Source organism: Natronorubrum sediminis (assembly GCF_900108095.1).
Classification (GTDB): Archaea; Halobacteriota; Halobacteria; order Halobacteriales; family Natrialbaceae; genus Natronorubrum; species Natronorubrum sediminis.
This window is the reverse complement of sequence record NZ_FNWL01000003.1, coordinates 50,501-76,609: the sequence shown is the minus strand read 5'-3', so window position 1 is coordinate 76,609 and position 26,109 is coordinate 50,501. Positions and strand designations below refer to the sequence as shown.

The window sequence follows — 26,109 nt, the reverse complement described above, 5'->3', positions numbered from 1 at the left end:
TTCCGACACGGTTTTGCCCCGCCACGAAGAAGCCACGAGCAATGCTCGACCGGACTTATCTTCGCGAGAACCCCCAAGAGGTACGCGACGCGCTCGAGGCCCGCGGTGCAGACGTCGACCTCGACGACCTCCTCGAGATCGACGAACGGTGGCGAGAACTGAAAGCTCGCGGTGACGAACTGCGCCACGAGCGCAATCAGGTCACCCAACGAATTGGCGAATTAGTCGCCGACGGCAAACAGGACGAAAAGGACGAGGCGATCACCCAGTCGAAGGAGCTGAAAGCCGAAATCGAGGACGTCGAAGCCGAAGCCGCCGAGTTGCGCGAGGAACTCGACGAGCGAATGCTCGAGGTTCCCCAACTCCCAGACGAAAGCGTCCCGAAAGGGGTCGACGAGCGCCACAACGTCGAGGACCGGCGCTGGGGCTTCGAGGACCTCCGCGTCGACGCCGACGAAATCACCCCCCACTACGAACTCGGCGAGAATCTCGACATCATCGACGAAGGCCGCGGCGCGAAGACGACGGGCTCTGGCTTTTACTTCCTCAAAGGCGACGGCGCACGACTCGAGCACGCCCTCGTCCAGTTCATGATGGACGTCCACCGCGAGCAGGAGTACGTCGATCTCTTCCCGCCGATTCCCGTCTCGAGCGAATCGATGCGCGGCACCGGCCAGCTCCCGAAGTTCGCGGACGACGCCTACCGACTGGGCGCCAGCAACGAAGAGGACTACGACGACGACGACCTCTGGCTCTGTCCGACCGCGGAGGTTCCCGTCACCAACATGTACGCCGACGAGATCCTCCTCAAAGACGACCTCCCGCTCAAACACCAGGCCTACACCCCGAATTTCCGCCGGGAGGCCGGCGAACACGGCACCGAAACCCGCGGCATCGTCCGCGTCCACCAGTTCAACAAGGTCGAACTCGTCAACTTCGTCGAACCCGAGGAAAGCTATGACCGACTCGAGGAGCTCCTCTCGGAAGCCGAAGAAGTCCTGCGCCGACTGGAACTTCCGTATCGCATCCTCGAACTCTGTACCGGCGACCTGACCTTCGCGAGCGCGAAGACCTACGACATCGAAATCTGGGCCCCCGGCGACGACATGGATGTCGGCCCCGAAGAAGGCGGCCGCTGGCTCGAGGTCTCGAGCGCGTCGAACTTCGAGGACTTTCAGGCCCGACGCGCCGGGCTGCGCTATCGCCCTGAGCGCCACGAGTCGGCCGAGTACCTCCACACCCTGAACGCCTCGGGGCTCGCACTCCCCCGCGTGATGGTCGCGATCCTCGAGTACTACCAGAACGACGACGGCACGGTGACGATCCCCGAACCGTTGCGGCCGTACATGGGCGGCCAGGAGGTCATCGAGGGCCACGAGAAGGTCGGCGAGGCCGCACTCGGTGCGGGCGAACGAGAGTAACTCATTTCGCCCCGGTCGACGACGAGCGTTCCTGTCGAACACAGTAACAATCTTCTCACCGGTTCGATCGCTATCCGAATGTCGGACGACCTAACCACCGCTGTGTCATGGCCACGGTCACTCGAGTACCGAAGCGACGAGCAGTGGCTGGCGTTCGTCCTCGACTCGAGTTGAGCATGAACGAAGCGCCCATAGTGAGGTGGATTGGTCAACTCACCCGCCAGAACCCTGACTACCAACTCGGTTGGAGCGGGTCAGCCTAAGAGAGACAACCGAACGAACCGTCGACTATCGGCGACGGGTCAGTACTGCACCCAACGATTCGCGAACGTCCGAAGGTGAACACGAACGCCGTGCTCGAGGGCAGGTGCTGACTGGCGTGGCAAAAACGGTGCGCGAAGCGCACTCGAAGAGAAAAACGGGCCTTAGATGTAGTCGATACTCGGCGGCAACTCGAGCTTCATGCCCTTGCGCTCGCGGATCTCCATGATCTTTTCGCGCTGGAGGGAGTCGGACATGACCTCGAAGCCGGCGTTCTCGGTGTTCCAGGCGGCGCGACCTTCGGTCGCGGAGCGGATGTCGCTCGCGAAGCCGATCATCTCGTCGACGGGTGCGATACCCTCGACGACCATGAGGTCACCCTCCTGGTACATGTCGTCGACGCGGCCACGTCGACCCTGGATCTCGCCGGAGGCGGCACCCATGTGGTCGTTTGGCACGTCGATACGAGCGTCCTGCATCGGCTCGAGCAGCTTGATCCTCCCGTCGATCAGCGCCTTGTGGAGCGCGTTTCGGGTTGCCGGAATGACCTGTGCCGGGCCGCGGTGAATGGTGTCCTCGTGGAGTCGAGCGTCGTGGAGTCGAATGAGGGTCCCCTGAACCGGCTCGTTCGCGAGCGGCCCGTTGTCGAGGGCGTCCTCGAATCCCTCGATCACGAGTTCCATCGTCTCGTTCAGGTGCTGAATCCCCTTCGTATCGTCGATGAGGATGTTCGTCCCGTGGATGTGCTCGACTTCCTGGGAGTCGTCTTTGTCCATGCCGGCCTCTTGCAGAGCCTCTCGACGCTCCTGCTCTGGCATGTCCATCGACGCCTCGCCCAGCTTGATCGTGTCGACGAGTTCGTCCGACATCGGCTCGACGGAGACGTAGAAACGGTTGTGGCGGTTCGGCGAGATGCCTTCGATCTCGTCGCTTGGCTGCTGGGACTGCTCGCGGTAGACGACGATCGGTTCACCGGTGTTGACCGGAATGCCCTGGTTCTTCTCGATACGCTGGGTGATGACCTCGAGGTGGAGTTCACCCTGTCCGGAGATCAGGTGCTCGCCGGTGTCCTCGTTGATCGTAATCTGGATCGTCGGGTCCTCCTTGGAGACCTGGCGCAGCGTCTCGATGAGCTTTGGGAGGTCGTCCATCGTCTGGGCCTCGACGCTCTTTGTAATGACCGGTTCCGAGATGTGCTCGATCGACTCGAACGGCGTCATCTCGACGGAAGAGACCGTCGAGCCCGCGATGGCGTCTCGCAGGCCGGTGACGGCTGCGATGTTCCCCGCGGGAACGTTGTCGACTTCCTCGCGCTCGCCACCCATGTAGATCCCGACGGACTGGACGCGGTTCTTGCCCGCGGTCCCGGAGACGTAGAGCTCCTGGCCCTTCTCGAGCGTTCCCGAGAAGACACGACCGGAGGCGATTTCGCCGGCGTGTGGGTCCATCCCGATGTCGGTGACCATGAAGACGACCTCGCCGGATTCGTCGACGAGGCGCATGCCCTCTGCGAGTTCAGATTCGTCGTCACCACGCCAGATGCGTGGGATACGCCGTGGCTGCGCGTCGACGGGGTTCGGGAAGTGCTCACAGACCATGTCGAGTACGACGTCCGACAGCGGCGTCTTCTCGTGGAGTTTCTGGCGCTTGTCGGCGCGCTCGAGTTCCATGATCTCGGCGAAGTCCATGCCGGTGGCCTGCATCGACGGCATCGAGACACCCCACTTGTACAGTGCGGAACCGAAGCCGACGGTGCCGTCCTCGACGGAGACGGTCCAGTCGTCGATGTCGTCCATCTCCTCGGTCATGCCACGAATGAGTTCGTTGACGTCGTTGATGACCGAGACGAGGCGCTGTTGCATCTCCTCGGGACCTTCCTGCAGTTCGGAGATCAGACGGTCGACCTTGTTGATGAACAGGGTCGGCTTGACGCCCTCGCGGAGTGCCTGTCGCAGAACCGTTTCGGTCTGTGGCATGGCACCCTCGACGGCGTCGACGACGACGAGCGCACCGTCGACGGCGCGCATCGCACGGGTCACGTCGCCACCGAAGTCGACGTGGCCGGGCGTGTCGATGAGGTTGATGAGGTGGTTGGTATCCTCGTACTCGTGGGTCATCGAAACGTTCGCCGCGTCGATGGTGATCCCACGTTCTTGTTCGTCTTCTTCCGTGTCCATCGCGAGCTGTTCGCCGGCAGTCTCGTCGGAGATCATGCCGGCACCAGCGAGGAGATTGTCAGAAAGGGTTGTTTTTCCGTGATCGACGTGAGCGGCGATGGCGATGTTCCGGATGTTCTCCGGTTCGTCCATCAACCGTTCACACTCTTGGACGATTTTCTTGCGTCGGCCCATATACATCCTATTATCGGTAGCGGGGTCAAAAGGGTAGTGTTTCGTCGCCGCTCGAATCCGTCGGATTCGCGCACGTTACGCCATAATTTCCAATCTGGGTGAGTGAATAACATGCAGCCTGTAAAGACGAAACGACGGGATTCGAACGCGTGAATACAACGTCGAGGAACGACCACTTACCCATCAGTAATCGGACAGTACGAGCGCAAAAGACATAGGGCGGCAGAACGTGATACAGATACCCATGGATCTCCGCGTACAGGGTGCAGGGCCGACTTCTCCGTTCCTCGGGGCCCGTGACCTCTTCGAAACGGAACACGATCTCTCGTTGCCCGTCCACGTCCACCTCCGAGACGACCCAGACGAACGAACCTGGGCCGGACACTACGACGACCGACACGTCCTGAACATCTCGAAGCAAGCCGCCTCGAGCGCGATGGCTCGCGAACTTGCCCTTCACGAGTTCTCCCATATGGCCAGGTACGAGCAGGCCCACCCTTCCCACACTCAATCGACAGAAGAGGTTCTCTACCTCGGGTTGGCCGGCAAGAGCGTCGAGCGCCGAAAGCTCTCGCATTGCTACCAGATCGCAAATCACATGAAGGATATCTACGCCGACGACATCACGCTCACCGTCGGTCCCGGCGAAAAACTCCTGTCGTTCCTCGAGTCCAGCCTCGCGATGGCCGTCGCCGACCGACCCGAGACGCCGTCTCGGTCAGGACTCACGCGCCGCTCTGCGAGTGCAGATCCGGATATCACGGCCGTCAACGCCGCGTTCGCGCTCGCACTGGCCGAACGTCACGACCTCGTCGAGGACGACCACCGACTGTACGATCTCGCGTACGCCGCCGCGATGGACGCGCCGAGCGTCGACTTCGAGGGGTTCAAACGCCGCTTTCGCGAACTCGTCGCGAATCCGGACTCGAGTACGTATCGACAGATGCTCGTCGATGCGACCCGCGCATACGTCGATAACGGTGGAGTCACAGGAGAGTAACCGCCGTTTCGCACCTGCTGAAAGTGACGCCCTCCGACCGAAACCGGTCTCCGTCCGTCACACCCGCTCTGCATTTCTGTCTGTTCGACAAGACGTCGTGTTTCACGAACGCTCCGAAACGATCGAGACAGGCTCACAAACGGACACACTGTCCCAACGAGCCCGAACATTTAATGTTCCACCCGCCGATGTGTGGAATATATCGATGAGTTCGCGAGACAGCTGGGGTGAGACGACCAGCGAGGGGAAGTTTACCAAAACGTTGTCACAACTGAAACGTTCGGGTGCAAGCGTCCTCGTCGTCGGTGCCGTCGATACTGACTACCGCCGAGATATTTGTCACCGTCTCCTGGGCCAATCGGCTGCCCAGTCACGCCATCGTGTTCTGGTCTCTACCCTCGGCCGACCGTACCGAACCACCGACGTGCTCGACGCAGCGCAACTGTCGTCCGACCCCCTCGAACTCATCAGCTACGAAACACACGCCCGGAGCGTCAGTACCGACAACAACGAGTCTACGTTCGAGGAACGTTCGTCGCCTGCGCTCGAGCAAACACCCGCGAGAACGACGTCACTTACCGACCTCGCCGTCGAAATATCGAGGGCGGTCGACACGCTCGAGGCGAGCAACGACGGATTCGAACCCGCAGCCCTCCGCGTCGGTGTCGACTCACTGGTGCCACTGCTCGAGGAATACGGCGTCGAACGTGTTTTCAAGTTCGTGCATCTGACCACCGGCAAAGTACAGGACTCAAGCGGCATGATCCACTATCACCTCCCACTCGAGCGCGACGCAGACGCCGTCTCCCTTCTCGAACCACTGTTTGACATCGTCGTCGAGCTTCGCGAACGAGACGGAGCGTTCCAAGAACAGTGGTCGATCAACGAGGGTAACCGCAGTTCCGGTTGGATCTCGCGCGAGTAGTCGCCGCACCACCACCCGAGTCGTCTACTGTGCACCAGCACGACGCCAGTCCGAATCGTCCTCGCCATGAAACCGAAGTTCAAACGGACCAACGATGGAATCGTCATTATCGATCCGATCGAGCGACATCGCTATCGGCTCACGACACAGACGACGGTGTCGCCAACACCCGTACGCACTGGTCGTCTCGAGTATCCGGTCGATGCAGCGGTCGAGATATCGACGAACACGATCACGCTCCCGACGAACAAGCACGTCTACATCCGAGACGAGAGTGGCGCGATGGTCGCCGAGGCGAAACCGCCGAACCCGACGTCGATGCCTGCCGGACAGTACACACTCGAACTCTCCGCCTCCCTGAAAATCTACCTCGAGGCAACGGGGAGTGCGTACGTCTACTTCGACGCGGATCAAACACACATCGCCTTTGGCGACGAAACGCGCGTCGTCGTCGGTGCCCGGTCGTATCACACGCGCCCAGCACAACAGATCACGACGACGACAGCACCGACGGACGTCATGACGGCCGTCTCCGCATTCGGGTCCGCACTGAAGACGCTCGAGGCCGATCGATCGTATCCAACCCTTCGTGGACATCCGCCCTCACTGAAGATCGGTGACGAAGTAGCGATTCCAGACTCGCTCGACACACCGGACACGGGCGTGGAAATTGCAATACAGCCCACACACCGACAGCTGTTTCCAGTGGTGTCACTGGCATACTATCTCGGCGCGTCGGTCGTCCCCGGTCCCAGCCCACAACTCACTACCGACCGCGGCTTCGAGTATCCACTCGATACGGGGGAATCCTTCGAACGAACGGTCGGGCGGGTGTTGAAGCACGTGTTCTTCCTCGATTGCATCGTTCGGACGGCGGGAATCACCCCGCTGCCCCTCGCCGAGCGGCCGGCCGTCGAATCCCATCTCCCGTTCGATATCGACGCACTCTACGACGAGCCACTGGCGGTGCAACTCGAACGCTACCTCGAGGTCCCGCATTCGGTGATCGCAGACCACATTCCCGAGTGGCGCCTCGAGGTCCACTGTCGTCCAACTCCAGATCGGGCCCCGTTCCTCCCGTTTATCGCGAACGACCTCGCACTCGTCCAGACGACCGATAACGACGTCACGCAGCGATCTACGTCGACACAACAGCGACGGGCAGTTGCTGACTTCACTCGGTCGGGAACCACCGACAATCGCCACGAACGTGGTGGAACCGAGTCCTCGAGTGAGAATATTCCGACGACGGGAAAGACAGTACAGCAGGTGTGGCAGCGCGCAAGCGAGAGTGCGCTCCGGAGTACGACACCGCTCTCGGCATTTTACAACAACGTCGATCGACGACCTGGAGCGGATCCAATCGAGATCGACGTCGTCTGCACCGACGAGCGGATGTCAGACGAACTCGAGACCGTAAACGGCGTCTACGGAACTCACGAGGAACTTCCCTTCGACGTGACCGTCTCCTACGACGTCACCGTCGCAGAACTCGAGGCGATCCTCTCGAGCAACGGTGACTTCTTCCACTATATCGGCCACATCGACGCCGATGGGTTTCAGTGTACAGATGGCGTCCTGAGCGCGGAGACCGTCGACCAAGTCGGTGCGAAGGCGTTCATCCTCAACGCCTGTCAATCCCACGAACAGGGGATTCACTTGATCGAATCGGGAAGTATTGGTGGCATTACGACCCGTGGCGACGTCGTCAACGACGGAGCCATCAACGTCGGCAGCGTTGTCGCACACCTCTTGAACCACGGATTCTCACTCTACGCTGCGCTCAATCTCGCACGAAAGGAAAGCACCGTCGCGGGCCAGTATCAGATCGTCGGCGACGGAACGACGACGATCGCTCAGCCAACGACCGGCGTACCAGCACTGTGCGTGTTTCACGACGAGATAGACGATGCCGCCAGTGCTGACGAACTCACCGTTTCGCTCGAAACCTACGAAGGCGCTGGGACGAAAAAGGGGAGTGTCGTTACATCCCATTTAGAGCCTATCAAGTCGTACTACTTGCACCCTAAACGAATCGAATCGATCTCCGCGACACCCCAACAGCTCGAGGACTTTCTCCGATTGAAAGAGACACCGCTTCTGGTCGACGGTGAAATACACTGGAGTGACGACGTAACTGAGCGACTCTAGCACTCAGTTACGGTCCCGGGTAGAATTCCATATTCGCAGCAGCGGTTCCCGCCTGTGAGAGGGCGAGCAATATTGTGAACAGAACGCCAATCATTCGTGGGTGATTCTTTAGGTGCGTGGTAAGGTCCGTCATGGTGCAATAGATACATCGTCCCAGCGTGGAATAAATTTTTCTGAAAAATTCTCACAAGTAAACCCAGAGTGGAACCACTCTCCCGAGTTGTATCAAGAACACAGTCAGTTGTGTTCACGAGGATGTTCGACGGGGCAATCTCCGTACCGACGGCATCGAAAGATTTCTCTCGAGAAGAGCTGGCGTCGAGAGAGAAAATATCGCGTCGGAGTTAGCGTGCTGCTGCCGCAACGCGCTCTTTTTCTTCTTTCTGACTCACAGCGTACGTCTGGACGTCGTAGTTAGACGCGCCGATGAGCTGACTCGCGATAGCCTCTGCGGCCGGCGTCGGCGTTTTGAACGAGTCGTTGTAGACACCCTCTGCGAGGAACTTGAGCGCCTGGTCGACTCGTCGCTGAGGTGCGACGTCGACAGCTTTCGGAACGGAGATACCACCGTATTTCAGGCGGACGGTCTCCTCACGCGGAGCTGCGTTCTCGACAGCGGTGACGAGTACCTGAATCGGGTTTTCGTCGACCCGCTCGTTGATGAGTTCGAACGCATCGCGGACGTGATTGAGCGTCTGTTGTTTCTTCCCCGTGTTCTCCTCGGTCTGCATCAGTCGGTTGATGAAGCGCTCGACGATGGAGACCTGAGACTTCTTGAACTGTTTGCCGGCGTGTCGACCGGCGGTGTGAGCGACCGGCGTGACCGTGATGTAGCGTTCGGTCGAGGGATCTTCGTACGCGATTTCGTCGATATCCCACGTGCCGAACAACTGTGCGCCCACGTCTGCGCCGCCAGCAGGGGCGTCTGGATCTGGTTGATCTTCTGTCGCCATGATTATCGCACCGGTTTCTCTGCGTTTCCGCGAACGAGTTCTTTCAGCGCGACGCCGTTGACCTTGTCGACCTTGTAGTTGACACCGGAAAGGTCACCCATCGCACGACCCTTCGCCCCACCGATACCGGCGATGGTGACTTCGTCGTGTTCGTCGATGAACGAAATGGCACCGTCACCGGGACAGAACGCGGTGACCTGCTTTCCGTTCTTGATGAGCTGCACTCGGACGCACTTTCGAATCGCCGAGTTGGGCTGTTTCGCTTCGATGCCGACCTTTTCGAGGACGATACCGCGAGCCTGTGGGGCACCCTCGAGCGGGTCCGACTTCTCTCGAAGTCCACGTGCACGGCGCGCGTAGTCAGAGTCGGACCACCGCTGATTCTGGCGGTCCTTCTTGAGCTTGCGCGCGGCGTATTTGCCGTTTGCCATGCACGTCGGTATCCGACGGAGGCACTTAAGCGTCCCCTTTTGGAGTCGGACGTTACGCCTCGAGAACGCTCGACGTACCCCCCTCGAGGAATCTGAGCGCGTTTCAGAACGACTCGAGTTACGGACAGAGCACGGCGTAGCGCGCCTCGGCGGACAGGAGGTATCCGAACGGTTGCCGATCCGTTTCCCCTCGTACGAATGCTTGTGAACGACGGATCCCGACGGGGAGAAGTTGAATAAGCTCGTCGAAACCCAGATTCGCCCGCTGTTGCTGATTGGCATTCCAACAGATTCTCGAGTGAGAACGCGGCTCAAAACAAACGTACGCGACTGCACGCAGACCGACTCAGATCAACTGCACATCGTCGAACCCAAAATGGCGATCCGCGAGGGTACGCGCCCGCTCGATCGTCTCGCCGCCCGAACCGATCGCAACGCCGCGATCTTCGTCTGCGACCTCGACGTAGGCGACGAGGTCGTCGTTTTCGCTGACGGTTACGTTATACACCGCAGCGGGTGCGAGCGCGTTCGCAACGAACGTTTCGGGATCATCCGCGTCTTCGACGAGCCGAACCGATTTGTCGACTCGATCCTCGAACTGCGTAACGTTCTGGCCGCCCGGACCAATCGCCTCGCCCATCTCGCCGCTGTTTACGACGATCAGTAGCTTCTCATCGTCGACGAGACAATCCCGTCCCGTCGTCTCCGTCACGTCTTCGAAGGCCGCGAGGTACTGACGTGCCTCGTCCTCGAGGGTGACGCCCATCAGTCAGCTTGACTACTCGGACCGGTCGATCCCATCCGCAGGTCGACGTCCCCGGTTCCGAGCTTGATCGGTTTGCCGACGATAACGTTCTCGGTAACGCCGTCGAGTTCGTCGATCTCGCCGTGGATCGCCGCGTTCAGGAGGTGATTGACCGTAACCTCGAATGCCGCACGTGCGAGGACGGAGTCTTTCGATCCGGAAATGCCGTGGCGACCGATCGACTCGATCGTCCCCTCGTTGGTCATCATGTCGGCGACGAGCATCAGGTGCCGAACGTTCACGTCGTCGAGACCCTGCTCGGCCAGCGTGTTGTTCGTCTCCTCGATGATCGCTTCGCGAGCTGCCTCGATACCAAGATTTCGATGGATCTCGTGGATGTTGTTACACGTCGTTCTCGAGGCGTCGATACCCTCGATCTCGAGGGCGTCACCGAAGGCCGACCCTTCCGTATAGAGGACGAACTCCTCGCCGTCCTCGAGTTCTTCGCGGCGAATAACGACGCGGGAAATCTCTTCGATTCCCTTGAACGTGATGTCACGCAGTTCTTCGACTAACTGCAGGAGGTCTCGGTACGACGGCTCTTCCGGACCGAACTGAATCTCGGTTCCCTGCTGAACCGTGCTCACGCCGAGGTTGTCCTCGATTATCTCGGCAACCTCGTCGGGCGTGATCATGCGCTCTTCTAACGTGTCCTCGTTGAGCGAGATCTGAACCCGCATGTCGGCGACGTTCGTCGAGACGTCACCGAGTGCGAGAATCTTCGTCGCCTCGAGTTTCCAGACGACTTCGTGAGCGTTCTCGCGTTCGGTGGCGTATTCGTCTTCCAGATAGACCGTCATCATCGGCGTATCCGGGGTCTTCCGCGCGTCGACGAGTTCGATGAGGCGTGGGAGCCCCTGAGTCACGTCGATCTCCGCAACACCGGCGTAGTGGAACGTGTTCATCGTCAGCTGCGTTCCGGGTTCGCCGATCGACTGCGCCGAGACGGTTCCAACGGGATCGAGTGGGTCGACACGCGTATCGACGTAGCGCGTTTCGACGGCTTTCGCGAGTTCGTCGGCGTCTTCGACCGTCGCGTCGTCTCGCGATTCGATCGTCTCGTAGACCTCGTCTTTGAGTCGTCGCGGAAGGTCGGCGTCCTCGACGACGGCGATCGTGTCGTCGCTCACGTCGTAGTCGACCTCAGTCATCGGAGGTCACCTCCGTTCCCTCGAGGCGATCATCCGCGTGCTCCGAGAGGTTCGTCAGTTGTGGCTTCGTACCGAGGAAGTCGTCTCGGTCGGCCTCGGAGTCGAACTCCGAATCGAGTACGCGCGTCGCGATCTCGTCAACATCGATGGTGTTGTCCGTTCCAGATGAAACGCGAACCGGCGAGGTGCCGTCCTCGCCGAACTCGAATTGGACGATGGTGTCCGAGGTGTCTCGGACCGTCCCGTCGTATTGGGTCTCGAGTTCGGAGAGGGCGTTGATCAGACGACGCTGGAGGTACCCGGACTTCGAGGTCCGGACTGCCGTGTCGACCAGGCCCTCGCGGCCACCCATCGCGTGGAAGAAGAACTCCCGGGGCGTCAGGCCGCTGGTGTAGGAGTTCTCGACGAACCCGTGTGCCTCCGCGGAGAGGTCGTTTGGCTCGTAGTGACTCAGTGTTCGATCCTCGTAGCCACGGTTGATGCGCTCTCCTCGGACTGCCTGCTGACCGACTGCACCGGCCATCTGTGTCAGGTTGAGCATCGACCCACGCGCACCGGAGTTTGCCATGACGACGGCCGGATTGTCGTCCTGGAAGTGCTCGTCGGCGATGTTCCCTGCATTGTCACGCGCACGCGAGAGCGTTTGCATGATCTTCATCTCGAGGGTCTCGTCGATCGTTCGACCGGGGAGACTCTCGAGGTCGTTGTTCTCGTAGGCTTCGATGAGTTCCTCGACACGATCGTTCGCGTCCTCGATCGTCTCGTCGATTCGAGACTGTGCTTCCTCCGGGATCGTCTCGTCGTCGATCCCGATCGAGAACCCGAAGTGCATGATCGCACGCATTGCGAGCGTCGAAATCTCGTTGATGAAGATTCGCGAGCGAGTGTTGCCGTACTCTTTCGTGATCGTGTCGACAATTTCGCCGCCGAACTCGCCGACTTCGTCCTCGGCGATCGTTCCCTCGAGGAGTTGCCCGTCTTCGACGACGACCTGATCGCCGACGGTCCCGGTGAACTCGAGATTGAGGTCGTCGGGGAGGAGTTCGGAGAAGACGTCGTGGCCGGTCCAGAACGGTTCGTCTTCGTCGTCGATTCCGCTGGGTTCCGGCAGTTCGTCGATCCGGGTCGCCCGAAGCAAGTCGAGCGCCTGCGTCTCGTTGAACCGCGGGTTGTCGTGCGTGAGCAGGTACGTTCCCGAGATGTGGTCCTGAATCGCGCCGATGATGTTCTCACCGAAGCGGGGGCTCAGGATCTGTTCTTGGACGCGCATGAGGACGCGGGCCTCCGCGCGGGCTTCCTCGTTCTGGAGGGCGTGCATGTTCATCTCGTCGCCGTCGAAGTCAGCGTTGTACGGCGGACAGACGACGGTGTTGAGTCGGAACGTCTTGTACGGCATGACCACGACCTCGTGGGCCATGATCGACATCCGGTGGAGCGACGGCTGGCGGTTGAAGATGACGATGTCACCGTCGATGAGGTGGCGGTTGACCTCCCACCCGGCTTTGACCTTCTCTGCGAGTTGCTCGCAGTTCTTCTCGGTCACCTTCAGTCGGCGACCGTCCGGCCGTCGGACGTAGTTCGCACCCGGATGGCCTTCCGGTCCGTTAGAGACGAACCGACGGGCGTCCTCGAGGTTGCGCTCGGTGACGTTCATCGTCTGGGTCATCTCCTTTGCGACACGGTCTGGAACCCCGACCTCGTTCAGCGAGAGGGTTGGGTCCGGCGAGATGACGGTCCGGGCCGAGAAGTTGACACGCTTCCCGGAGAGCGAGCCACGGAAGCGACCTTCCTTCCCTTTGAGACGCTGGGAGAGGGTCTTGAGCGGCCGTCCGGAGCGGTGTCGCGCTGGCGGCGTGCCCGAAATCTCGTTGTCCATGAAGGTGGTGACGTGGTACTGGAGCAGTTCCCAGAGGTCCTCGATGATCAGCTGTGGCGCACCAGCCTCACGGTTTTCCATGAATCGCTGGTTGATCCGGATAATGTCGACCAGTTTGTGCGTGAGGTCGTCCTCGGATCGCTGGCCGTTGTCGAGTGTAATCGACGGCCGTGCGGTGACCGGCGGCACGGGGAGGACGGTCAGGATCATCCACTCCGGCCGGGAGCGATCGGCGTCGATACCGAGGACCTGAATGTCCTCGTCCGGAATTGCTTCGAACCAATCCCGGATGTCACTCGGCATCAACTTGTTCGTGTCCTCTTCCGTGAGGTCAATGTCGAGTGCCTTCTCGATCGCCTTTCGCTGGCTCTCGCGCGGACGGAACGATCCCGAGAGGATCTCGTTAACTCGAGTGAGTTCGATCTCTGTCTTCTCGGCGAGTTCGTCCGGCGTCGTGCGTTCGATACCGGCTTCCTCGTCACCCTGCATCGCACCAGCGATGCGCTGGGAGTACTCGCTCGTCAGAACCTGTTGGACCTCGTAGTACGTCGTTGGTTTTTCGTGGTCGATGTCGTACTGGACCTCCCCACAGAACGGACAACGATCCTTCTTTCGAGCCTGTCGGATCGCGGCTTTGGTGACGTCGTTGAGGTCACGACCGAGCTTTCGAGACTCCGTGATGTCCGCTCGGAACTCCTCTCGTTCGTCCTCGGTGAGCAGGAGCTTCGAACACTCTCGGCAAGTCCCTCGCAGGAGTCGTCGAATGAGCTTCGTAAAGCCGACGTGGATGACCGGCGCGGCCAGTTCGATGTGCCCGAAGTGGCCGTTACAGGAACCGGAGTGTTTCCCGCAGGTCTTACACTCGAGGCCGGGATCGATCACGCCGAGGCGCGGGTCCATCAACCCCATGTCGATGGGGAACCCGTCGTCGTCGTAGGTGTCGGCGGTGATGATCTTCGTCGCGCTCATCTCCCGGTACTCCTCGGGCTCCATCAGCCCGAAGTTGATCGATCCGATATCTTTTGGTGTGCTGTGTTGCATTGTTTAAACGGCGTCTGCCAGTTCCAGTCGTGGCGCGATACCCAGTGCCTTCATCTCGTCCAAGAGAAGCTTGAACGCGTAGCTCATCTCGATCTCGTGGATGTCGGTCTCCTCGTCGCAGTTCGGACAGTAGACACGTCGTTGTTCGACGTTCTCGACCGCGCTCATCCCACACTGGCCACAGACGTTGATGAACTCGCGGTCGGACTCGTCGAGCAGTCGTTCCTTGAGCGTCATCGCGGCACCGTGGCCGATGAAGACGTCCCGTTCCATCTCACCGATACGGAGTCCACCTTCGCGGGCGCGACCCTCCGTTGGCTGTCGAGTGAGAACCTGCACGGGACCGCGCGAACGGGCGTGCAGTTTGTTCGAGACCATGTGGTAGAGTTTCTGGTAGAAGATAATCCCGACGAAGATTTCGGCTTCAATCTTCTCTCCCGTCACGCCAGAGTACATCGTCTCCTTCCCCGCGGAGTTGAAGCCGTTCTCCTCGAGACCGTCGCGAAGTTCATCCTCGTCCTCGCCGAGGAACGGCGTCCCGTCGACGCGTCGTCCCTCCATCGCGCCGAGTTTGCCGCCGATCATCTCGAGGATGTGCCCGACGGTCATCCGCGATGGCAACGCGTGTGGATTGAGGACGAGGTCGGGAACGACTCCCTCCTCGGTAAACGGCATGTCCTCCTGGGGTGCGAGGTGGCCGACGACGCCCTTCTGTCCGTGACGGGACGCGAACTTGTCCCCGAGTTCGGGGATTCGCTCGTCGCGCACGGAGACCTTCGAGAGCTTCGAGCCGTCCTCGCCTTCCATCAGCGTAACCGTGTCGACGACGCCGCTCTCTCCCGAGCGCATCGTAACACTGGTCTCCCGACGCTTCTGTGGTGAGAGGCCGCCCATGTCGTCGGGTTCCTCCAGGAATCGCGGCGGAGAGGTTTTGCCGAGTAGCACGGAGTTCTCGTCGACGGTCGTTTCCGGATTCACGAGGCCGTCCTCGTCCAAGTGGGCGTAGGCTTCCTCACCGCGTGCGCCACGGACGTCCTGGCTCGGGATTTCGAAGCGGTCCTCCTGACCACCGGGGTAGCGTCGTTCCTCGCCCTCGTAGGTCCGGAAGAAGTGCGAGCGCGCGAGTGCACGCTCGACGCTGGCTTTGTTCATGACCAGCGCGTCCTCGATGTTGAACCCCTCGTAGCTCATCACGGCGACGACGAAGTTCTGGGCGGCCGGACGGTCGTCGAACCCAATCTGCTCCGTCGTCTGCGTCTTGACCATCGAAAGCTGCGGGTAGTGCAGCAGGTGCTGGCGCGTGTCCGGGCGAATTCGGTAGTTCGCACTCGGTAGTCCCAGCGACTGTTTGACCATCCCCGCCCCCATCGTAATACGCGGGGAGGCGTTGTGTTCTGGGTACGGAATCATCCCCGCACCGATCCCGAAGATGAGTTGAGGATCGATCTCGAGGTGCGTGTGTTTCTCGGTCAGATCGTCTTCGTCGACGGCGACGTAGATGTCCTCTTCTTCCTCGGCGTCGATGAACTCGATGTAGCCGTGCTCGACTAAGTCCTCGAACTCGAGGTCGTCGTCCTGGAGTGCCTCGATCTCCTGTTGGGAGATCCGTGGCTCGCCGTCTTCGACAACCAGCAGTGGTCGGCGTGCTCGGCCGGCGTCTGCGTTGACGATCACTTCACGCGTCCGCTCTTTCACGGAGACGTTGACCATCTCGCTGACGTCGCCGATGCGTCGTGATTCGCGAATCTGTTCGGCCAGTTCGTGTGGATCTGGGTGGGTCCCCACCAGCGATCCGTTGACGTAGACTTTCGCTTCTCGCTCTTGGCTGCTCATAGTTGATTAGTCGTCTGCGGTCGATCGCTCGATGCCCTCGAGGCCCGGAATGCCCTCGACGCCCATCGATGCCAGTTCTCGTTTGAGTTCCTGTTCGTCCTCGACGTTCTGGGAGAGTTCCATCGCCTGCGCGAAGTTCTTCACTAGCCCACAGTTCGGTCCCTCAGGCGTCTCGGAGGGACAGATGCGACCCCACTGGGTCGCGTGTAAGTCCCGCGCCTCGAAGTGTGGCTGTGAACGCGACAGCGGCGATCGCAGACGGCGAAGGTGGCTGAGCACGCCCATGAAGTCCGTTCGATCGACCAGTTGTGAGACACCGGATCGACCACCGACCCAGTTGCCAGTCGCGATCGGGTGCTCGAGGCGCTCCGTGAGCACGTCCGAGCGAACCACCGTCGAAACGGAGAGGTTCCGGTTTCGCATGTTCGCTCGCTCGAGTTGGTACTTCACGTCCCGTGCGAGTTTGTTCAGCGCCGTTCGGAACAGATCCTTCATCAGGTCGCCACTGACCTTCAGTCGCTTGTTCGCGTAGTGGTCCTTGTCGTCCGAATCGCGACGGCCCAAGGCGAGTTCGAAACAGGCTTCGGCCATCCGACAGAGATAGTGTGCTTTGTTGATTCGGACGTCTTCTTCCTCGACGCCGTCCTCGTGGAGGTGCGGGAGAAGATATCGGTCGATGACGTAGTTCGCACGTTTGAGCTGGTAGTTCTTGCCCTGGCCGGAGGCGACGCGTTTACCGAGTTCCTCGATCGCTTCTTCCTCGGTCTGAACCTCCGCTTCCTCGAGGTTCTCGAGCATGTACTTGACGACCTCGGGGTCGTTCGAGACCTTGTGAACGATCTCTTCGTCGCTCTCGAGTCCGAGTGCGCGCACGAGCGTGACGAAGTTGATCGAGCCCGAGACCGAGGGGAAGGAAACCTCGAGGAGCCCGTCTCGCGTTCGTTCACACAGCACGAGGGCTCGATAACCACGGCGCTGGGAGAACGTCTTGGCGACCTGAATCTCGTCGCCGTACTTCGTGTCGTACTCTGCGAGGATCTTGTTCGGCGCGAGGTCCTCGCTGGTCATTAGCACGCGCTCGGAGCCGTTGACGATGAAGTAGCCGCCGGGATCGGCAGGATCCTCGCCAATTTCGATCAGTTCTTCGTCGGAGAAGCCGGCAATGTTACACTTATCGGAGCCGACCATAATCGGCATCCGACCGATCTTCGTCTCCGTCGAGTCGACGACGCGCTGGTCACCCTCCTCGCCCTTGACGATCGACATTTCCATGAAGACCGGCGCGGAGTACGTGATGTTGCGGAGTCGAGCCTCCTGCGGGTAGAGCAGTTCTTCGGAGCCGTCTGCTTCCCGAACTCGAGGCGTGACGACGCGAACGTCGCCGAGTTTGACGTGAACCGGTTCTTCGCCCTCTTTATCGCCAATGTCCGTATCGATCGTCTCCTTCTCGTCGACCACCCGTTGCATCCCCCGGTTGAGGAAGGAGTTGAACGAACGGTAGTGGTGTTCTGCGAGTCGTTCCTTCGAGAAGTATTCGCGTGAAATGTCGCGTCGTTTTGATCTGTTCAGTTCAGTTGCCATTATTCCACCACAAGTCGATATACGACTGCTTGGTCAGTTGTCCGTGAGTCCCGAACGATTTTGATGACGTCTCCGACCTCCGCTTCGTCCGGCAAGGCTGAATCGGTGCGCTTGATTTTCGGTAAGTCTGTACGGTCGATGTCATACTCGGTCAGGACACCCTCGAGGACGTCCTCATCGAGCACAGTGTGCTCCGGTACGAGTTCGTGTTGGCTTACGTCTACCATGTGTTGAGGTTGATGTGCATGTGGGCTATCGGGAGAGAAACGGCTGTCACGGGATACTACAGGAAGATACCGGCGGGACGCATTTAACGGTTTCTAACTCGAGCGGAAGCAGTAGCTAGCCGACCGGGCAACCCTGATCGAAGGTGCCGATCACATCTGCTACTATCCCAGTATCAGTTAAATTCCTTGTGGAGCATGTGTAGCAGTGACAAAGTGCGTCGATGTGCCGGCGTCGTGTCCCGATTCCCCGTACCACACGGCACTCGATTGGAAAGCCTTAATACCGTCACCGGGAAACGATGTGTTGTAAGCCCGGATGGTGTAGTGGCCCATCATACAACCCTGTCACGGTTGTGACGCGGGTTCAAATCCCGCTCCGGGCGTCTTCTTCCGCGAACAATTCTACCGAGCACCGCGTAGCGTGTGCTCGTCATCCGTGAGCGGAATAGACGACACGAAGCGGAATTTGAAACAGGGAGTGGAGCGAAGCGACCGTGGTTCAAATCCCGCACTGGGTGTATTCTATTGACGTCAATTCGCGAGTGAACCACGGCTCGAGAAGAGGGTTCCATACACACTTCCGTACTAGAAAATTCCGCCAAGACGGTGGGGGAAGTGAGTCAGCCAATCTCCAGAGCACAACCCTTAAGAGTGTTACCGGAAAACGATGTGTTGTAAGCCCGGATGGTGTAGTGGCCCATCATACAACCCTGTCACGGTTGTGACGCGGGTTCAAATCCCGCTCCGGGCGTTTTACAAACTAACACGACGAGTAACGCGAGTCACTTGTCTGTGAGAACCTTCGATAGGGATTTGATTCTATAAGTGAAACGAACACAGCCAGCGAAACGACCGTGGTTCAAACCCCGCTCCAGGAGCTTTTTGATCGGCTAACCGCTGTCAAAAGGCGAAAGTGTTCTCGACGCCGCATGTTTTTATCGGAAAGTAAAGGCAACCACGGTATGTCTAATTCGAAGGACGTTGGAGATCGGACTGAGTCGAAAGTACTTGCGACACTGATCGAGTATGGGTACAACGTTTCAATTCCATTTGGAGACAACGACAAGTACGATTTCGTCGTCGGTGATAGCGGGGATCTCTACCGAATTCAGTGCAAGACAGCGTGGAAGAACAAGGCCGAAACGATACGTTTCAATACGCACTCACAAACGACGAAAGATGGAGAGTACTACGAGCACACGTATGGTGATGCAATCGATGCGTTCCTCGTGTACTACCCCGCTACTGACACACTGTACTGGGTCAACGAGGTGGATGCAACGACCCAAAAGATGGAGTTACGATTCGATTCACGTATCGATCATCCATCGATAAATTGGGCAGACTCCTACGAGTTCGACGGAACGATTCCTGAAAACTGTCGCCCCAAACACAGCCACGATCGGACCGGATAACCTTCAAGAGCTACTTATTTAGTACTCAATCGAGTGTTCGCAATCAGAGACTGTCCTCACGGCAGACCGAATCGAAATCAATGACGCAACCGATCACCGTCCTCGTCGTCGATAACGAACCCGGATTTGCCGAACTCGCCGGTGAAATGCTCGAGCGAGAGCGCGACGCGATCGTGACCAAAACGGCGACGGGCGCCTGTGAGGCGCTCGAGTGCCTCGAGAAACAGCCGATCGATTGTATCGTGAGCGACTACGAGATGCCGACGCTAACGGGCCTCGAGTTGCTCGATCGGGTTCGTGAAAGTGATCCCGAACTACCGTTTATTCTGTTTACGGGTCGAGGGTCAGAAGCCGTGGCGAGCGAGGCGATTGCGGCGGGAGTGACCCAGTATTTACAGAAAGACTCCGGATCGGATCAGTACGCGGTGCTCGCGAATCAGATTACGAACGCCGTCTCGCAGTATCGAACTGAGACGGCGTTACACGAGAGTAAACGGCGCTACCAGCGGACGGTGACGGCGTTACACGAGGCGACCCGGGACCTCATGCGAGCGGGGACGAAAGCCGAGATCTACGAGGTTGCCGTCGAAACTGCGAGTGACATTTTAGACGTTTCGGTCGCTGCAGCGTACGCGTTCGAACCAGGTGAAGGACGACTCGAGTCGGCAGCGGTGTCTGCCAAATCGGACGGAATCATCGATCCAGACGAATCCATCACGCGCGAAGATGGGAACCTCTGGTCCGTCTTTTCAGAGGGGGAAAGTGCCTACTACAAGCATGTGAGTCAGGATGCGGGGGCGCTGAACGCGACGCCACCGAATCAAAGTGAGTTACTCGTGCCACTCGGAACGCACGGCATGTTGGTTGCGGGAACGAAGACCGTCGACGGGTTCGACGAGACCATGCAGGAGCTGTTTCACACGTTGGCAGCGAACACCGAGGCAGCCCTCGACCGTGCCGAACGAGAACAACTCCTTCGAGAGCACGATCGGACGCTCACGCGCCAGAACGAGGAGTTGACGCAGCTCAATCACACGAACGAGATCGTCAGGGAGATTACCCACGGTGTGACACAGGCGTCGACGCGCTCGGAGATCGAGACGACGGTCTGTGATCGGTTAGCCGACACGGAACGCTACTGTTTCGCCTGGATCGCCGATAGCAACGATCCGATGGAACCAACCGCCTGGGCTGGCGTCGACACGGCGTTTATCGATCGAGTTCGTGACGACGGTGATCGAACGCCGGAGTTCGAACTGATCGATGAGACTCTCGAGGACGGAGACGTACGCGTCGTCAGAAACGTCCTCGAGGAAGAGGGGTGGAGCCAGCGACGAAAGGAAGCCCTGACGTACGGCTATCAGACGGTCCTCGCGGTGGCACTGACCGATATGGACCGTCACTACGGCGTCTTGCTCGTCCACGTTAAGGGTGCGGACTCGGTTGGCGAGCGTGAACAGGACGTTCTCGGTGAACTCGGTGAGACGATCGGACACGCAATTCGGTCGGTCGAGCGCACGCACGCGATGGTAACCGACAACCGACTCGAGATCGAGGTCGCGTGTCACGACTCCCGGTTGCTACTCAATCGCGTTGCAAAGCGAGTAAACGGGGCGATTACGGTCGAAGGCGTCATCAGCCGAGAGAGCGATTCGTACGTCGTCTTCGTCAGTGCACCGACGTCCACGCTCCCATCAGTAGCGCAATGGGCATCCATCGAGACGGTGTCGGTCGTCTCGGAGGGGGACGAACAGACGTTGTTCGAACTCACGGTTACGTCGTCACCGATTTTGAACGTACTACGAACGTACGACGTGCACTTACAGCGAGCGACGGCGGCGGATGGAACGACGACGCTCGCCCTCGAGGTGTCCCAACAGGTCCAGACCAGATCACTCGTCGAGGCGATTCAAGACCACTACGCCGACGTCGAACTCGAGGCGCGACGGGAGACGACGACGCGGTCGGTCCGACAGATCGAGACGCACCTCGAGGAGCGATTGACGACGAAGCAGTTCGAAGCCCTGCAAGCGGCCCACTACAGCGGCTTTTTCGAGTGGCCACGTGACAGCACTGGTGAGGATCTTGCGGCGGCACTCGATATTTCCTCACCGACGTATCAGTACCACTTGCGAGCGGCCGAGCGAAAGCTCGTCTCCCTCGTGTTCGATGGCAGTTCTAGATAATTAGTATCCGATTCGGGAAATGGCAACATAATTAGTAAGTATACTTACGCTGCATCGAATCGTACCCACAAATGGCGATCTGCGATAGTCTATCGCCACCCCCAATCCCCCCACCCCAACTTTCCCTTTCACAATATCCTCGAGTGGCGACGCCCGACGGGCTTCCAGTCGAATGCAAAACACGACGTTTCGACGAACACTGCAGACTGAGAGGAGACACCGTTCGACAGTATATAGGCGAAGAGCACGTATTCGGCGTATGACCAGTCCCGACCTGCAACGGCCGGCGTCGACGCGACTCGGTCGATGTGCACTGACCGTCAGCGATGAGTCGACGGTCATCGAGTTCTACCGCGAGGTGATCGGCCTCGAGGTCGTGAACCGAGACCCGGCGGTGCTCGGCGTCGATGGGACGCCACTGCTCGAGATAGACGCCGAGCCGGACGCCAGCCCTCGAGACGAGGCGTCAGCCGGATTGTTCCACGTGGCGATTCGCGTTCCCAGCGACGCAGCGTTAGCGGATGTGCTCGCTCGAATCAGAGATCACTGGACGCTCAGTGGAGCGTCGGATCACGGCGTCAGTAAGGCCCTCTACTGTCGAGATCCGGAGGGAAACGGCGTCGAGGTGTACGTCGACCGTCCCGAGTCGGAATGGCCCCGCGAGGACGACGGGAGCCTACAGATCGGCTCGTGGCCGCTGGATCTCGAGGAACTAGAAGAAGCGAAGAGGCCCACGGCGGAGGCGGACGGCCCGAGTGCAGCGCCAGCGGAGACGGTGCCACCTGACACGACCGTCGGACACGTCCACCTCGAGGTTTCCTCGCTCGAGGAGTCACGGGCGTTCTACGCGGACGCGCTGGGCTTCGACGTGATGGACACGGCACCGTCGGCGGTGTTTCTGGCTGCAGGCGGCTACCATCACCACATCGGGATCAATACCTGGAATCGGCGCTCGAACCCGAGATCCCCCGACGAGCAGGGGTTGGCGTGGTTCGAACTCGTCGTGCCCTCGAGTGAAGCGCTCGAGGAGATTCGAACGCGACTCGAGGCGGACGGGCACGCGGTCGACGAGCGAGGCGACGGAATCGCCGTCAGCGATCCCGACGGCACGATCGTTCGGCTCGTCACCGAGTCGGAATCGGGGACGCGGCCTTTTTGATACCCCTCCGCCTATCCGCGGCCATGTCACTGACCGCTGGCGTCGTCGCCGTTCAGGGCGACGTCGAAGAGCACGCGGCGGCTATCGAACGCGCAGTGAGCGCCCACGGACGCGAGGTCACCGTCCACGAAATCCGTGAGTCGGGGCTGGTCCCCGAGTGCGACCTCCTCGCCATGCCCGGCGGCGAATCGACGACCATCTCCCGATTCGTCCAGAGCGAGGGTATCGCACCGGAACTCCGCGATCACGTCGGCGCTAACAAACCGCTGTTCGTGACGTGTGCCGGATTGATCGTCGCCTCGAGCGACGCGAACGATGACCGGGTCGAGGAACTCGATCTCGTCGACGTAACCATCGAGCGAAACGCCTTCGGCCGCCAGAAAGACAGCTTCGAAGCGCCGCTCGCAGTCGACGGATTGGCCGACGACGAACCGTATCCGGCAGTGTTCATCCGCGCACCCGCAATCGACGACGTTGGCGAGACCGTCGAGGTGCTGGCATCGTGGAACGGCCGACCGGTCGCCGTGCGAGACGGCCCCGTCGTCGGCACTGCCTTCCACCCCGAACTGACGCTGGACAGTCGCATCCACGAACTGGCGTTTTTCGAGAACAAAGACGCGAGCGTACCCGCGCTCGAGCACGTTTGAAGCGGGTTCCCACACTCGAGCCCCAATTCCAATACCGGTCATGGTAACCCAGAGTCAATTCCGTGCATGCATTCGCGACCGGACATGTTTTCTCTCTCGCACGCAAGGATAGCGATATGCAGGCATCCATCGACGCGGTTCGCGTCGCGGGGACGCCACAGGGACCAGTTCCAGTGGTCGTTCTCGAGGTCGCCGACGAAGACGACGTCGTGCCGATTTTCATCGGATTCAACGAGGCGACGAGTATCGCGCGCGGGCTCGAGGCCGAAGACATCGGCCGGCCGTTGACTCATGACCTCCTCCTCGACGTGCTGGAGGAACTGGGGAGTCGTGTCGACCGCGTTGTCGTCAACGAAATCAAAGAGCGTGCCGACGGACGGGGCGGAACCTACATCGCCGACCTGCACGTCCAGACGCCACGCGGCGAGACGGTCATCGACTGTCGACCGAGTGACTCGCTCGCGCTTGCGGCCCGAACGAACGTCCCGATCGAGATTACCGAAGACGTCTTCGAGGACGGACGCGACGAGAGCGAAACGTTCGAGCAACTCGAGGATATTCGCACCGTCACGGGTGAGATGTAGATGGACGACACGCTCGAGGAGTTGTTCGCCGTCATCGAAGATCGGAAGGAAACGCTCCCGGAGGACTCCTACACCGCGTCGCTGTTCACGCACGAGAAGGGCGAAAACGCAGTGTTAGAAAAGCTCGGCGAGGAATCCACGGAACTCGTTCTGGCGGCCAAAGACGACGATCACGACGAGGTCGCCTACGAGGCAGCCGACATCGTCTACCATCTGCTGGTGTTGCTCTCGATGAAAGAGATGAGTCTCGAGGACCTCGAGGCCGAACTCGAGGCACGACGGTAATCTGGGCGGGTCGATTCCGGGACACTCCGCTGGCGGGAGATGGGCTCGTCTTCGAAGCGAGAACCAACGACAACGAGTCGATAGCTGGTCGCGAAACTCGATACTCTCGCCAGCGCGATTGCTCGAGTGTGAACAGACGTTCGTTTCCGAGTGCCCAGTGAGGTCGTCGTTACTCGTCTTCGTCCTCCTCGACGTCCTCTAGCGCATCGGCTGCGCCGTTCAGGTGCGTTTGATTTTCCTCGACGTTGTCCGCAGCGTCGTTCAGTGCCTCGACCGCTTCCTCGGCCGCATTGCCGAATTCGTCGTCGATTTCTTGGGCTTCGTCCCGAGCTTCATCAGGGGTTTCGACCGGATCGGCGATTTCCTCACCGAGGAGTTCTTCTGATTGGGCGTTGATCTCGGCGACAACCTGCGTGAAGATGTCGTCCTGAAGTCGATCGACCTCACTCTCGAGGCGGTCCGCTTCGTCTTGGGCTTCGTCAACGGTTTCGGCGGCAACGTCGTCGATTCCCTCGACTTCGTCGACGTTCTCTAACTCGGCGTTGATGGTTTCGACGTTTTCGTTGGTATCGGCGATCGGGCCGCTGTTAACCTCCTCGACCGTTTCGTCGACGCTCTCGGCCGAGCCATCGATCGGGTCGACGTCGGACTCCCCGTTGTCGTCGGTTTCGTCCGGGTTGTCATCCCCTTCACTTTCTTGACCGGTATCGTCAGCACAGCCGCTCAATCCGACCATAACGGCAGCACCGGATACTTTGATAGCCGTACGACGGGAAACGTTATTGTTTCTCATCACAACTGCTAACACAGAGCTATCATCAATTACTATAATTATTATAAACTGTGTAGGTATTCGAAACAGTTCGGACAGGTCCGAGCACGCATGGATTGCACCCAAACGCACCTTTTGATCAGCAGAAACCCGTTCTCAGCGGCGGACATCGAGTGTAATTTCGCCACGAGGTGAATACCCCTATCGGCGTCGAAACGAAAGTGGAGTTTGTGAAAGGAACGGACACAGGCTTCGTCCTCCACGTCGGGATACACACCGTCACGGTGGTGAACGATTGGTCCATATTGCGCAGGCCACTTACGATCCCGACGCGAGCGATGTAGAGAGGAGTCGACGAAGCCCCTCGGGTCAGTGGCGATCTCAGTAGAAGTGGAGTGTAACAATCGACTAATGGACCATCGACGGTCTCGTTCGACGAATTTCGCTGTGGTCGGCTGTGATGACTCTCGACACGGGTCTCCGCGAAGAGCGTCCCAGCCAGAGTACGGTCGAGTCGGTTCACGCTTCTGTGCGGGGAGAATAACAACGACTCGCTCGAGTCGATAGGAATACCCGTTGGTGAGAACGGACGGGGCACGTGTCGGCTGCGTTGCTCACGTCGTTCGCCACTTCGGTCGACGCGTAACTCCCTTTCAGAATGGTTGCAGGCGGTCGCTAACGGCGTGCAGTGTACAAAAAAGAAGTATTGGCTACTAACTGATTCGAGCTGAGTAGTTACTCAGCAGTCTGCGTCGGTGTCGTCGTCATCGTCGTCGACCTTGTCGTCCTTGTCGTCGTCAGAGTCGACATCGTCGTCATCGAGAGGGAGTTCGTCAACGTTGAGCTCCTCAATGTTCAGCTCCTCGATGGTGAGTTCTTCGATGTTGAGTTCCTCAATGTTCAGTTCTTCGACGGTGAGTTCTTCGATGTTCAGCTCTTCGACGATGAGCTCTTCGACGTCATCGAGTTCGTCATCGGCTTCGTCGTCCGCGTCGTCATCGTCGGCTTCGTCGTCCGCGTCGTCATCGTCGGCTTCGTCGTCGTCCGCGTCGTC

21 protein-coding genes, 2 tRNA genes and 1 pseudogene are annotated in these 26,109 nt (G+C 59.6%); 12 read left to right on the top strand and 12 right to left on the bottom strand.

Translation table 11 applies throughout. The features are described 5' to 3' along the window. Nucleotides 1-41: 41 nt before the first annotated feature. Entirely contained in the window at nt 42-1,421 is a 1,380-nt protein-coding gene (gene serS, locus BLW62_RS13950; protein WP_090507666.1) for a serine--tRNA ligase, read from the top strand. 425 nt (nt 1,422-1,846) lie between these two features. Here serS and BLW62_RS13945 read toward each other — a convergent pair whose 3' ends face one another. Further along, nucleotides 1,847-4,033 (bottom strand): elongation factor EF-2, encoded by a 2,187-nt coding sequence (locus tag BLW62_RS13945; RefSeq protein WP_090507869.1) that lies wholly within the window; start codon nt 4,031-4,033, stop codon nt 1,847-1,849. Between the two features lie 244 nt (nt 4,034-4,277). Between BLW62_RS13945 and BLW62_RS13940 the strand changes: the two genes are divergently transcribed. From BLW62_RS13940 to BLW62_RS13930, 3 genes are all read left to right on the top strand, one after another. Continuing rightward, the gene (locus BLW62_RS13940) at nt 4,278-5,033 is read left to right on the top strand and encodes a DUF5781 family protein (protein WP_090507665.1); all 756 of its coding nucleotides are present in this window, start codon (nt 4,278-4,280) and stop codon (nt 5,031-5,033) included. Between the two features lie 205 nt (nt 5,034-5,238). Further along, nucleotides 5,239-5,958, top strand: a complete 720-nt coding sequence (locus BLW62_RS13935) for a DUF7504 family protein (RefSeq protein ID WP_090507664.1) — start codon at nt 5,239-5,241, stop codon at nt 5,956-5,958. A gap of 66 nt (nt 5,959-6,024) precedes the next feature. Next, nucleotides 6,025-8,109, top strand: coding sequence for a hypothetical protein (locus tag BLW62_RS13930; RefSeq protein WP_090507663.1), 2,085 nt, complete (start codon nt 6,025-6,027; stop codon nt 8,107-8,109). Nucleotides 8,110-8,116: 7 nt separating this feature from the next. Here the strand turns inward: BLW62_RS13930 and BLW62_RS19290 are convergent, their stop codons facing one another. From BLW62_RS19290 to BLW62_RS13890, 9 genes are all read right to left on the bottom strand, one after another. Continuing rightward, nucleotides 8,117-8,242 (bottom strand): DUF7503 family protein, encoded by a 126-nt coding sequence (locus BLW62_RS19290; RefSeq protein WP_449289557.1) that lies wholly within the window; start codon nt 8,240-8,242, stop codon nt 8,117-8,119. A 211-nt stretch (nt 8,243-8,453) separates the two neighbouring features. Next, nucleotides 8,454-9,062, bottom strand: a complete 609-nt coding sequence (locus BLW62_RS13925; RefSeq protein ID WP_090507662.1) for a 30S ribosomal protein S7 — start codon at nt 9,060-9,062, stop codon at nt 8,454-8,456. Nucleotides 9,063-9,064: 2 nt separating this feature from the next. Next, on the bottom strand, nt 9,065-9,493 hold the full coding sequence (locus BLW62_RS13920; RefSeq protein WP_004267302.1) for a 30S ribosomal protein S12: 429 nt from the start codon (nt 9,491-9,493) through the stop codon (nt 9,065-9,067). A gap of 346 nt (nt 9,494-9,839) precedes the next feature. Then, nucleotides 9,840-10,259, bottom strand: coding sequence for a NusA-like transcription termination signal-binding factor (locus tag BLW62_RS13915; RefSeq protein WP_090507661.1), 420 nt, complete (start codon nt 10,257-10,259; stop codon nt 9,840-9,842). Next, on the bottom strand, nt 10,259-11,449 hold the full coding sequence (gene rpoA2 / locus BLW62_RS13910; RefSeq protein ID WP_090507660.1) for a DNA-directed RNA polymerase subunit A'': 1,191 nt from the start codon (nt 11,447-11,449) through the stop codon (nt 10,259-10,261). Before rpoA2 ends, BLW62_RS13915 begins: the two co-directional genes overlap by 1 nt. Further along, complete coding sequence (locus BLW62_RS13905) at nt 11,442-14,366, bottom strand: DNA-directed RNA polymerase subunit A' (RefSeq protein WP_090507659.1); 2,925 nt, start codon at nt 14,364-14,366, stop codon at nt 11,442-11,444. Before BLW62_RS13905 ends, rpoA2 begins: the two co-directional genes overlap by 8 nt. A 3-nt stretch (nt 14,367-14,369) precedes the next feature. Beyond that, entirely contained in the window at nt 14,370-16,199 is a 1,830-nt protein-coding gene (rpoB, locus tag BLW62_RS13900; protein WP_090507658.1) for a DNA-directed RNA polymerase subunit B, read from the bottom strand. A 6-nt stretch (nt 16,200-16,205) separates the two neighbouring features. Next, a complete protein-coding gene (locus tag BLW62_RS13895) occupies nt 16,206-17,780 on the bottom strand; it encodes a DNA-directed RNA polymerase subunit B'' (protein ID WP_090507657.1) in 1,575 nt (524 codons plus the stop codon). Next, entirely contained in the window at nt 17,780-18,007 is a 228-nt protein-coding gene (locus BLW62_RS13890; protein WP_076583657.1) for a DNA-directed RNA polymerase subunit H, read from the bottom strand. Before BLW62_RS13890 ends, BLW62_RS13895 begins: the two co-directional genes overlap by 1 nt. A 310-nt stretch (nt 18,008-18,317) precedes the next feature. Between BLW62_RS13890 and BLW62_RS13885 the strand changes: the two genes are divergently transcribed. From BLW62_RS13885 to hisE, 8 genes are all read left to right on the top strand, one after another. Next, a tRNA-Asp gene (locus BLW62_RS13885) sits at nt 18,318-18,390 on the top strand. A 295-nt stretch (nt 18,391-18,685) separates the two neighbouring features. Continuing rightward, a tRNA-Asp gene (locus BLW62_RS13880) sits at nt 18,686-18,758 on the top strand. Between the two features lie 211 nt (nt 18,759-18,969). Continuing rightward, entirely contained in the window at nt 18,970-19,422 is a 453-nt protein-coding gene (locus tag BLW62_RS13875; protein WP_090507656.1) for a group I intron-associated PD-(D/E)XK endonuclease, read from the top strand. An 80-nt stretch (nt 19,423-19,502) separates the two neighbouring features. After that, the gene (locus tag BLW62_RS13870; protein WP_090507655.1) at nt 19,503-21,608 is read left to right on the top strand and encodes a bacterio-opsin activator domain-containing protein; all 2,106 of its coding nucleotides are present in this window, start codon (nt 19,503-19,505) and stop codon (nt 21,606-21,608) included. Nucleotides 21,609-21,867: 259 nt separating this feature from the next. Then, entirely contained in the window at nt 21,868-22,767 is a 900-nt protein-coding gene (locus BLW62_RS13865; RefSeq protein ID WP_090507654.1) for a VOC family protein, read from the top strand. Between the two features lie 23 nt (nt 22,768-22,790). After that, on the top strand, nt 22,791-23,414 hold the full coding sequence (gene pdxT, locus BLW62_RS13860; protein WP_090507653.1) for a pyridoxal 5'-phosphate synthase glutaminase subunit PdxT: 624 nt from the start codon (nt 22,791-22,793) through the stop codon (nt 23,412-23,414). Nucleotides 23,415-23,530: 116 nt separating this feature from the next. Next, nucleotides 23,531-23,998 carry a bifunctional nuclease family protein gene (locus BLW62_RS13855; protein ID WP_090507652.1) on the top strand — a complete coding sequence of 156 codons (468 nt, stop codon included), beginning with the start codon at nt 23,531-23,533 and terminating at the stop codon, nt 23,996-23,998. Continuing rightward, nucleotides 23,999-24,283: a phosphoribosyl-ATP diphosphatase gene (hisE, locus tag BLW62_RS13850; RefSeq protein ID WP_076584365.1), complete on the top strand. Its 285-nt coding sequence runs from the start codon at nt 23,999-24,001 to the stop codon at nt 24,281-24,283. Between the two features lie 169 nt (nt 24,284-24,452). On the opposite strand, the gene BLW62_RS13845 is transcribed toward hisE, so the two are convergent. Both BLW62_RS13845 and BLW62_RS18760 read right to left on the bottom strand, forming a co-directional pair. Beyond that, nucleotides 24,453-25,019 carry a hypothetical protein gene (locus tag BLW62_RS13845; RefSeq protein WP_090507651.1) on the bottom strand — a complete coding sequence of 189 codons (567 nt, stop codon included), beginning with the start codon at nt 25,017-25,019 and terminating at the stop codon, nt 24,453-24,455. 775 nt (nt 25,020-25,794) lie between these two features. Continuing rightward, nucleotides 25,795-26,109, bottom strand: a pseudogene (locus BLW62_RS18760) (hypothetical protein); the annotation flags it as partial.

Bases quoted from the DNA above. Each gene is read 5' to 3' on its own strand.
- serS (WP_090507666.1), top strand. From the start codon at position 42: ATGCTCGACCGGACTTATCTTCGCGAGAACCCCCAAGAGGTACGCGAC.
- BLW62_RS13945 (WP_090507869.1), bottom strand. From the start codon at position 4,033: ATGGGCCGACGCAAGAAAATCGTCCAAGAGTGTGAACGGTTGATGGAC.
- BLW62_RS13940 (WP_090507665.1), top strand. From the start codon at position 4,278: ATGGATCTCCGCGTACAGGGTGCAGGGCCGACTTCTCCGTTCCTCGGG.
- BLW62_RS13935 (WP_090507664.1), top strand. From the start codon at position 5,239: ATGAGTTCGCGAGACAGCTGGGGTGAGACGACCAGCGAGGGGAAGTTT.
- BLW62_RS13930 (WP_090507663.1), top strand. From the start codon at position 6,025: ATGAAACCGAAGTTCAAACGGACCAACGATGGAATCGTCATTATCGAT.
- BLW62_RS19290 (WP_449289557.1), bottom strand. From the start codon at position 8,242: ATGACGGACCTTACCACGCACCTAAAGAATCACCCACGAATGATTGGC.
- BLW62_RS13925 (WP_090507662.1), bottom strand. From the start codon at position 9,062: ATGGCGACAGAAGATCAACCAGATCCAGACGCCCCTGCTGGCGGCGCA.
- BLW62_RS13920 (WP_004267302.1), bottom strand. From the start codon at position 9,493: ATGGCAAACGGCAAATACGCCGCGCGCAAGCTCAAGAAGGACCGCCAG.
- BLW62_RS13915 (WP_090507661.1), bottom strand. From the start codon at position 10,259: ATGGGCGTCACCCTCGAGGACGAGGCACGTCAGTACCTCGCGGCCTTC.
- rpoA2 (WP_090507660.1), bottom strand. From the start codon at position 11,449: ATGACTGAGGTCGACTACGACGTGAGCGACGACACGATCGCCGTCGTC.
- BLW62_RS13905 (WP_090507659.1), bottom strand. From the start codon at position 14,366: ATGCAACACAGCACACCAAAAGATATCGGATCGATCAACTTCGGGCTG.
- rpoB (WP_090507658.1), bottom strand. From the start codon at position 16,199: ATGAGCAGCCAAGAGCGAGAAGCGAAAGTCTACGTCAACGGATCGCTG.
- BLW62_RS13895 (WP_090507657.1), bottom strand. From the start codon at position 17,780: ATGGCAACTGAACTGAACAGATCAAAACGACGCGACATTTCACGCGAA.
- BLW62_RS13890 (WP_076583657.1), bottom strand. From the start codon at position 18,007: ATGGTAGACGTAAGCCAACACGAACTCGTACCGGAGCACACTGTGCTC.
- BLW62_RS13875 (WP_090507656.1), top strand. From the start codon at position 18,970: ATGTCTAATTCGAAGGACGTTGGAGATCGGACTGAGTCGAAAGTACTT.
- BLW62_RS13870 (WP_090507655.1), top strand. From the start codon at position 19,503: ATGACGCAACCGATCACCGTCCTCGTCGTCGATAACGAACCCGGATTT.
- BLW62_RS13865 (WP_090507654.1), top strand. From the start codon at position 21,868: ATGACCAGTCCCGACCTGCAACGGCCGGCGTCGACGCGACTCGGTCGA.
- pdxT (WP_090507653.1), top strand. From the start codon at position 22,791: ATGTCACTGACCGCTGGCGTCGTCGCCGTTCAGGGCGACGTCGAAGAG.
- BLW62_RS13855 (WP_090507652.1), top strand. From the start codon at position 23,531: ATGCAGGCATCCATCGACGCGGTTCGCGTCGCGGGGACGCCACAGGGA.
- hisE (WP_076584365.1), top strand. From the start codon at position 23,999: ATGGACGACACGCTCGAGGAGTTGTTCGCCGTCATCGAAGATCGGAAG.
- BLW62_RS13845 (WP_090507651.1), bottom strand. From the start codon at position 25,019: ATGGTCGGATTGAGCGGCTGTGCTGACGATACCGGTCAAGAAAGTGAA.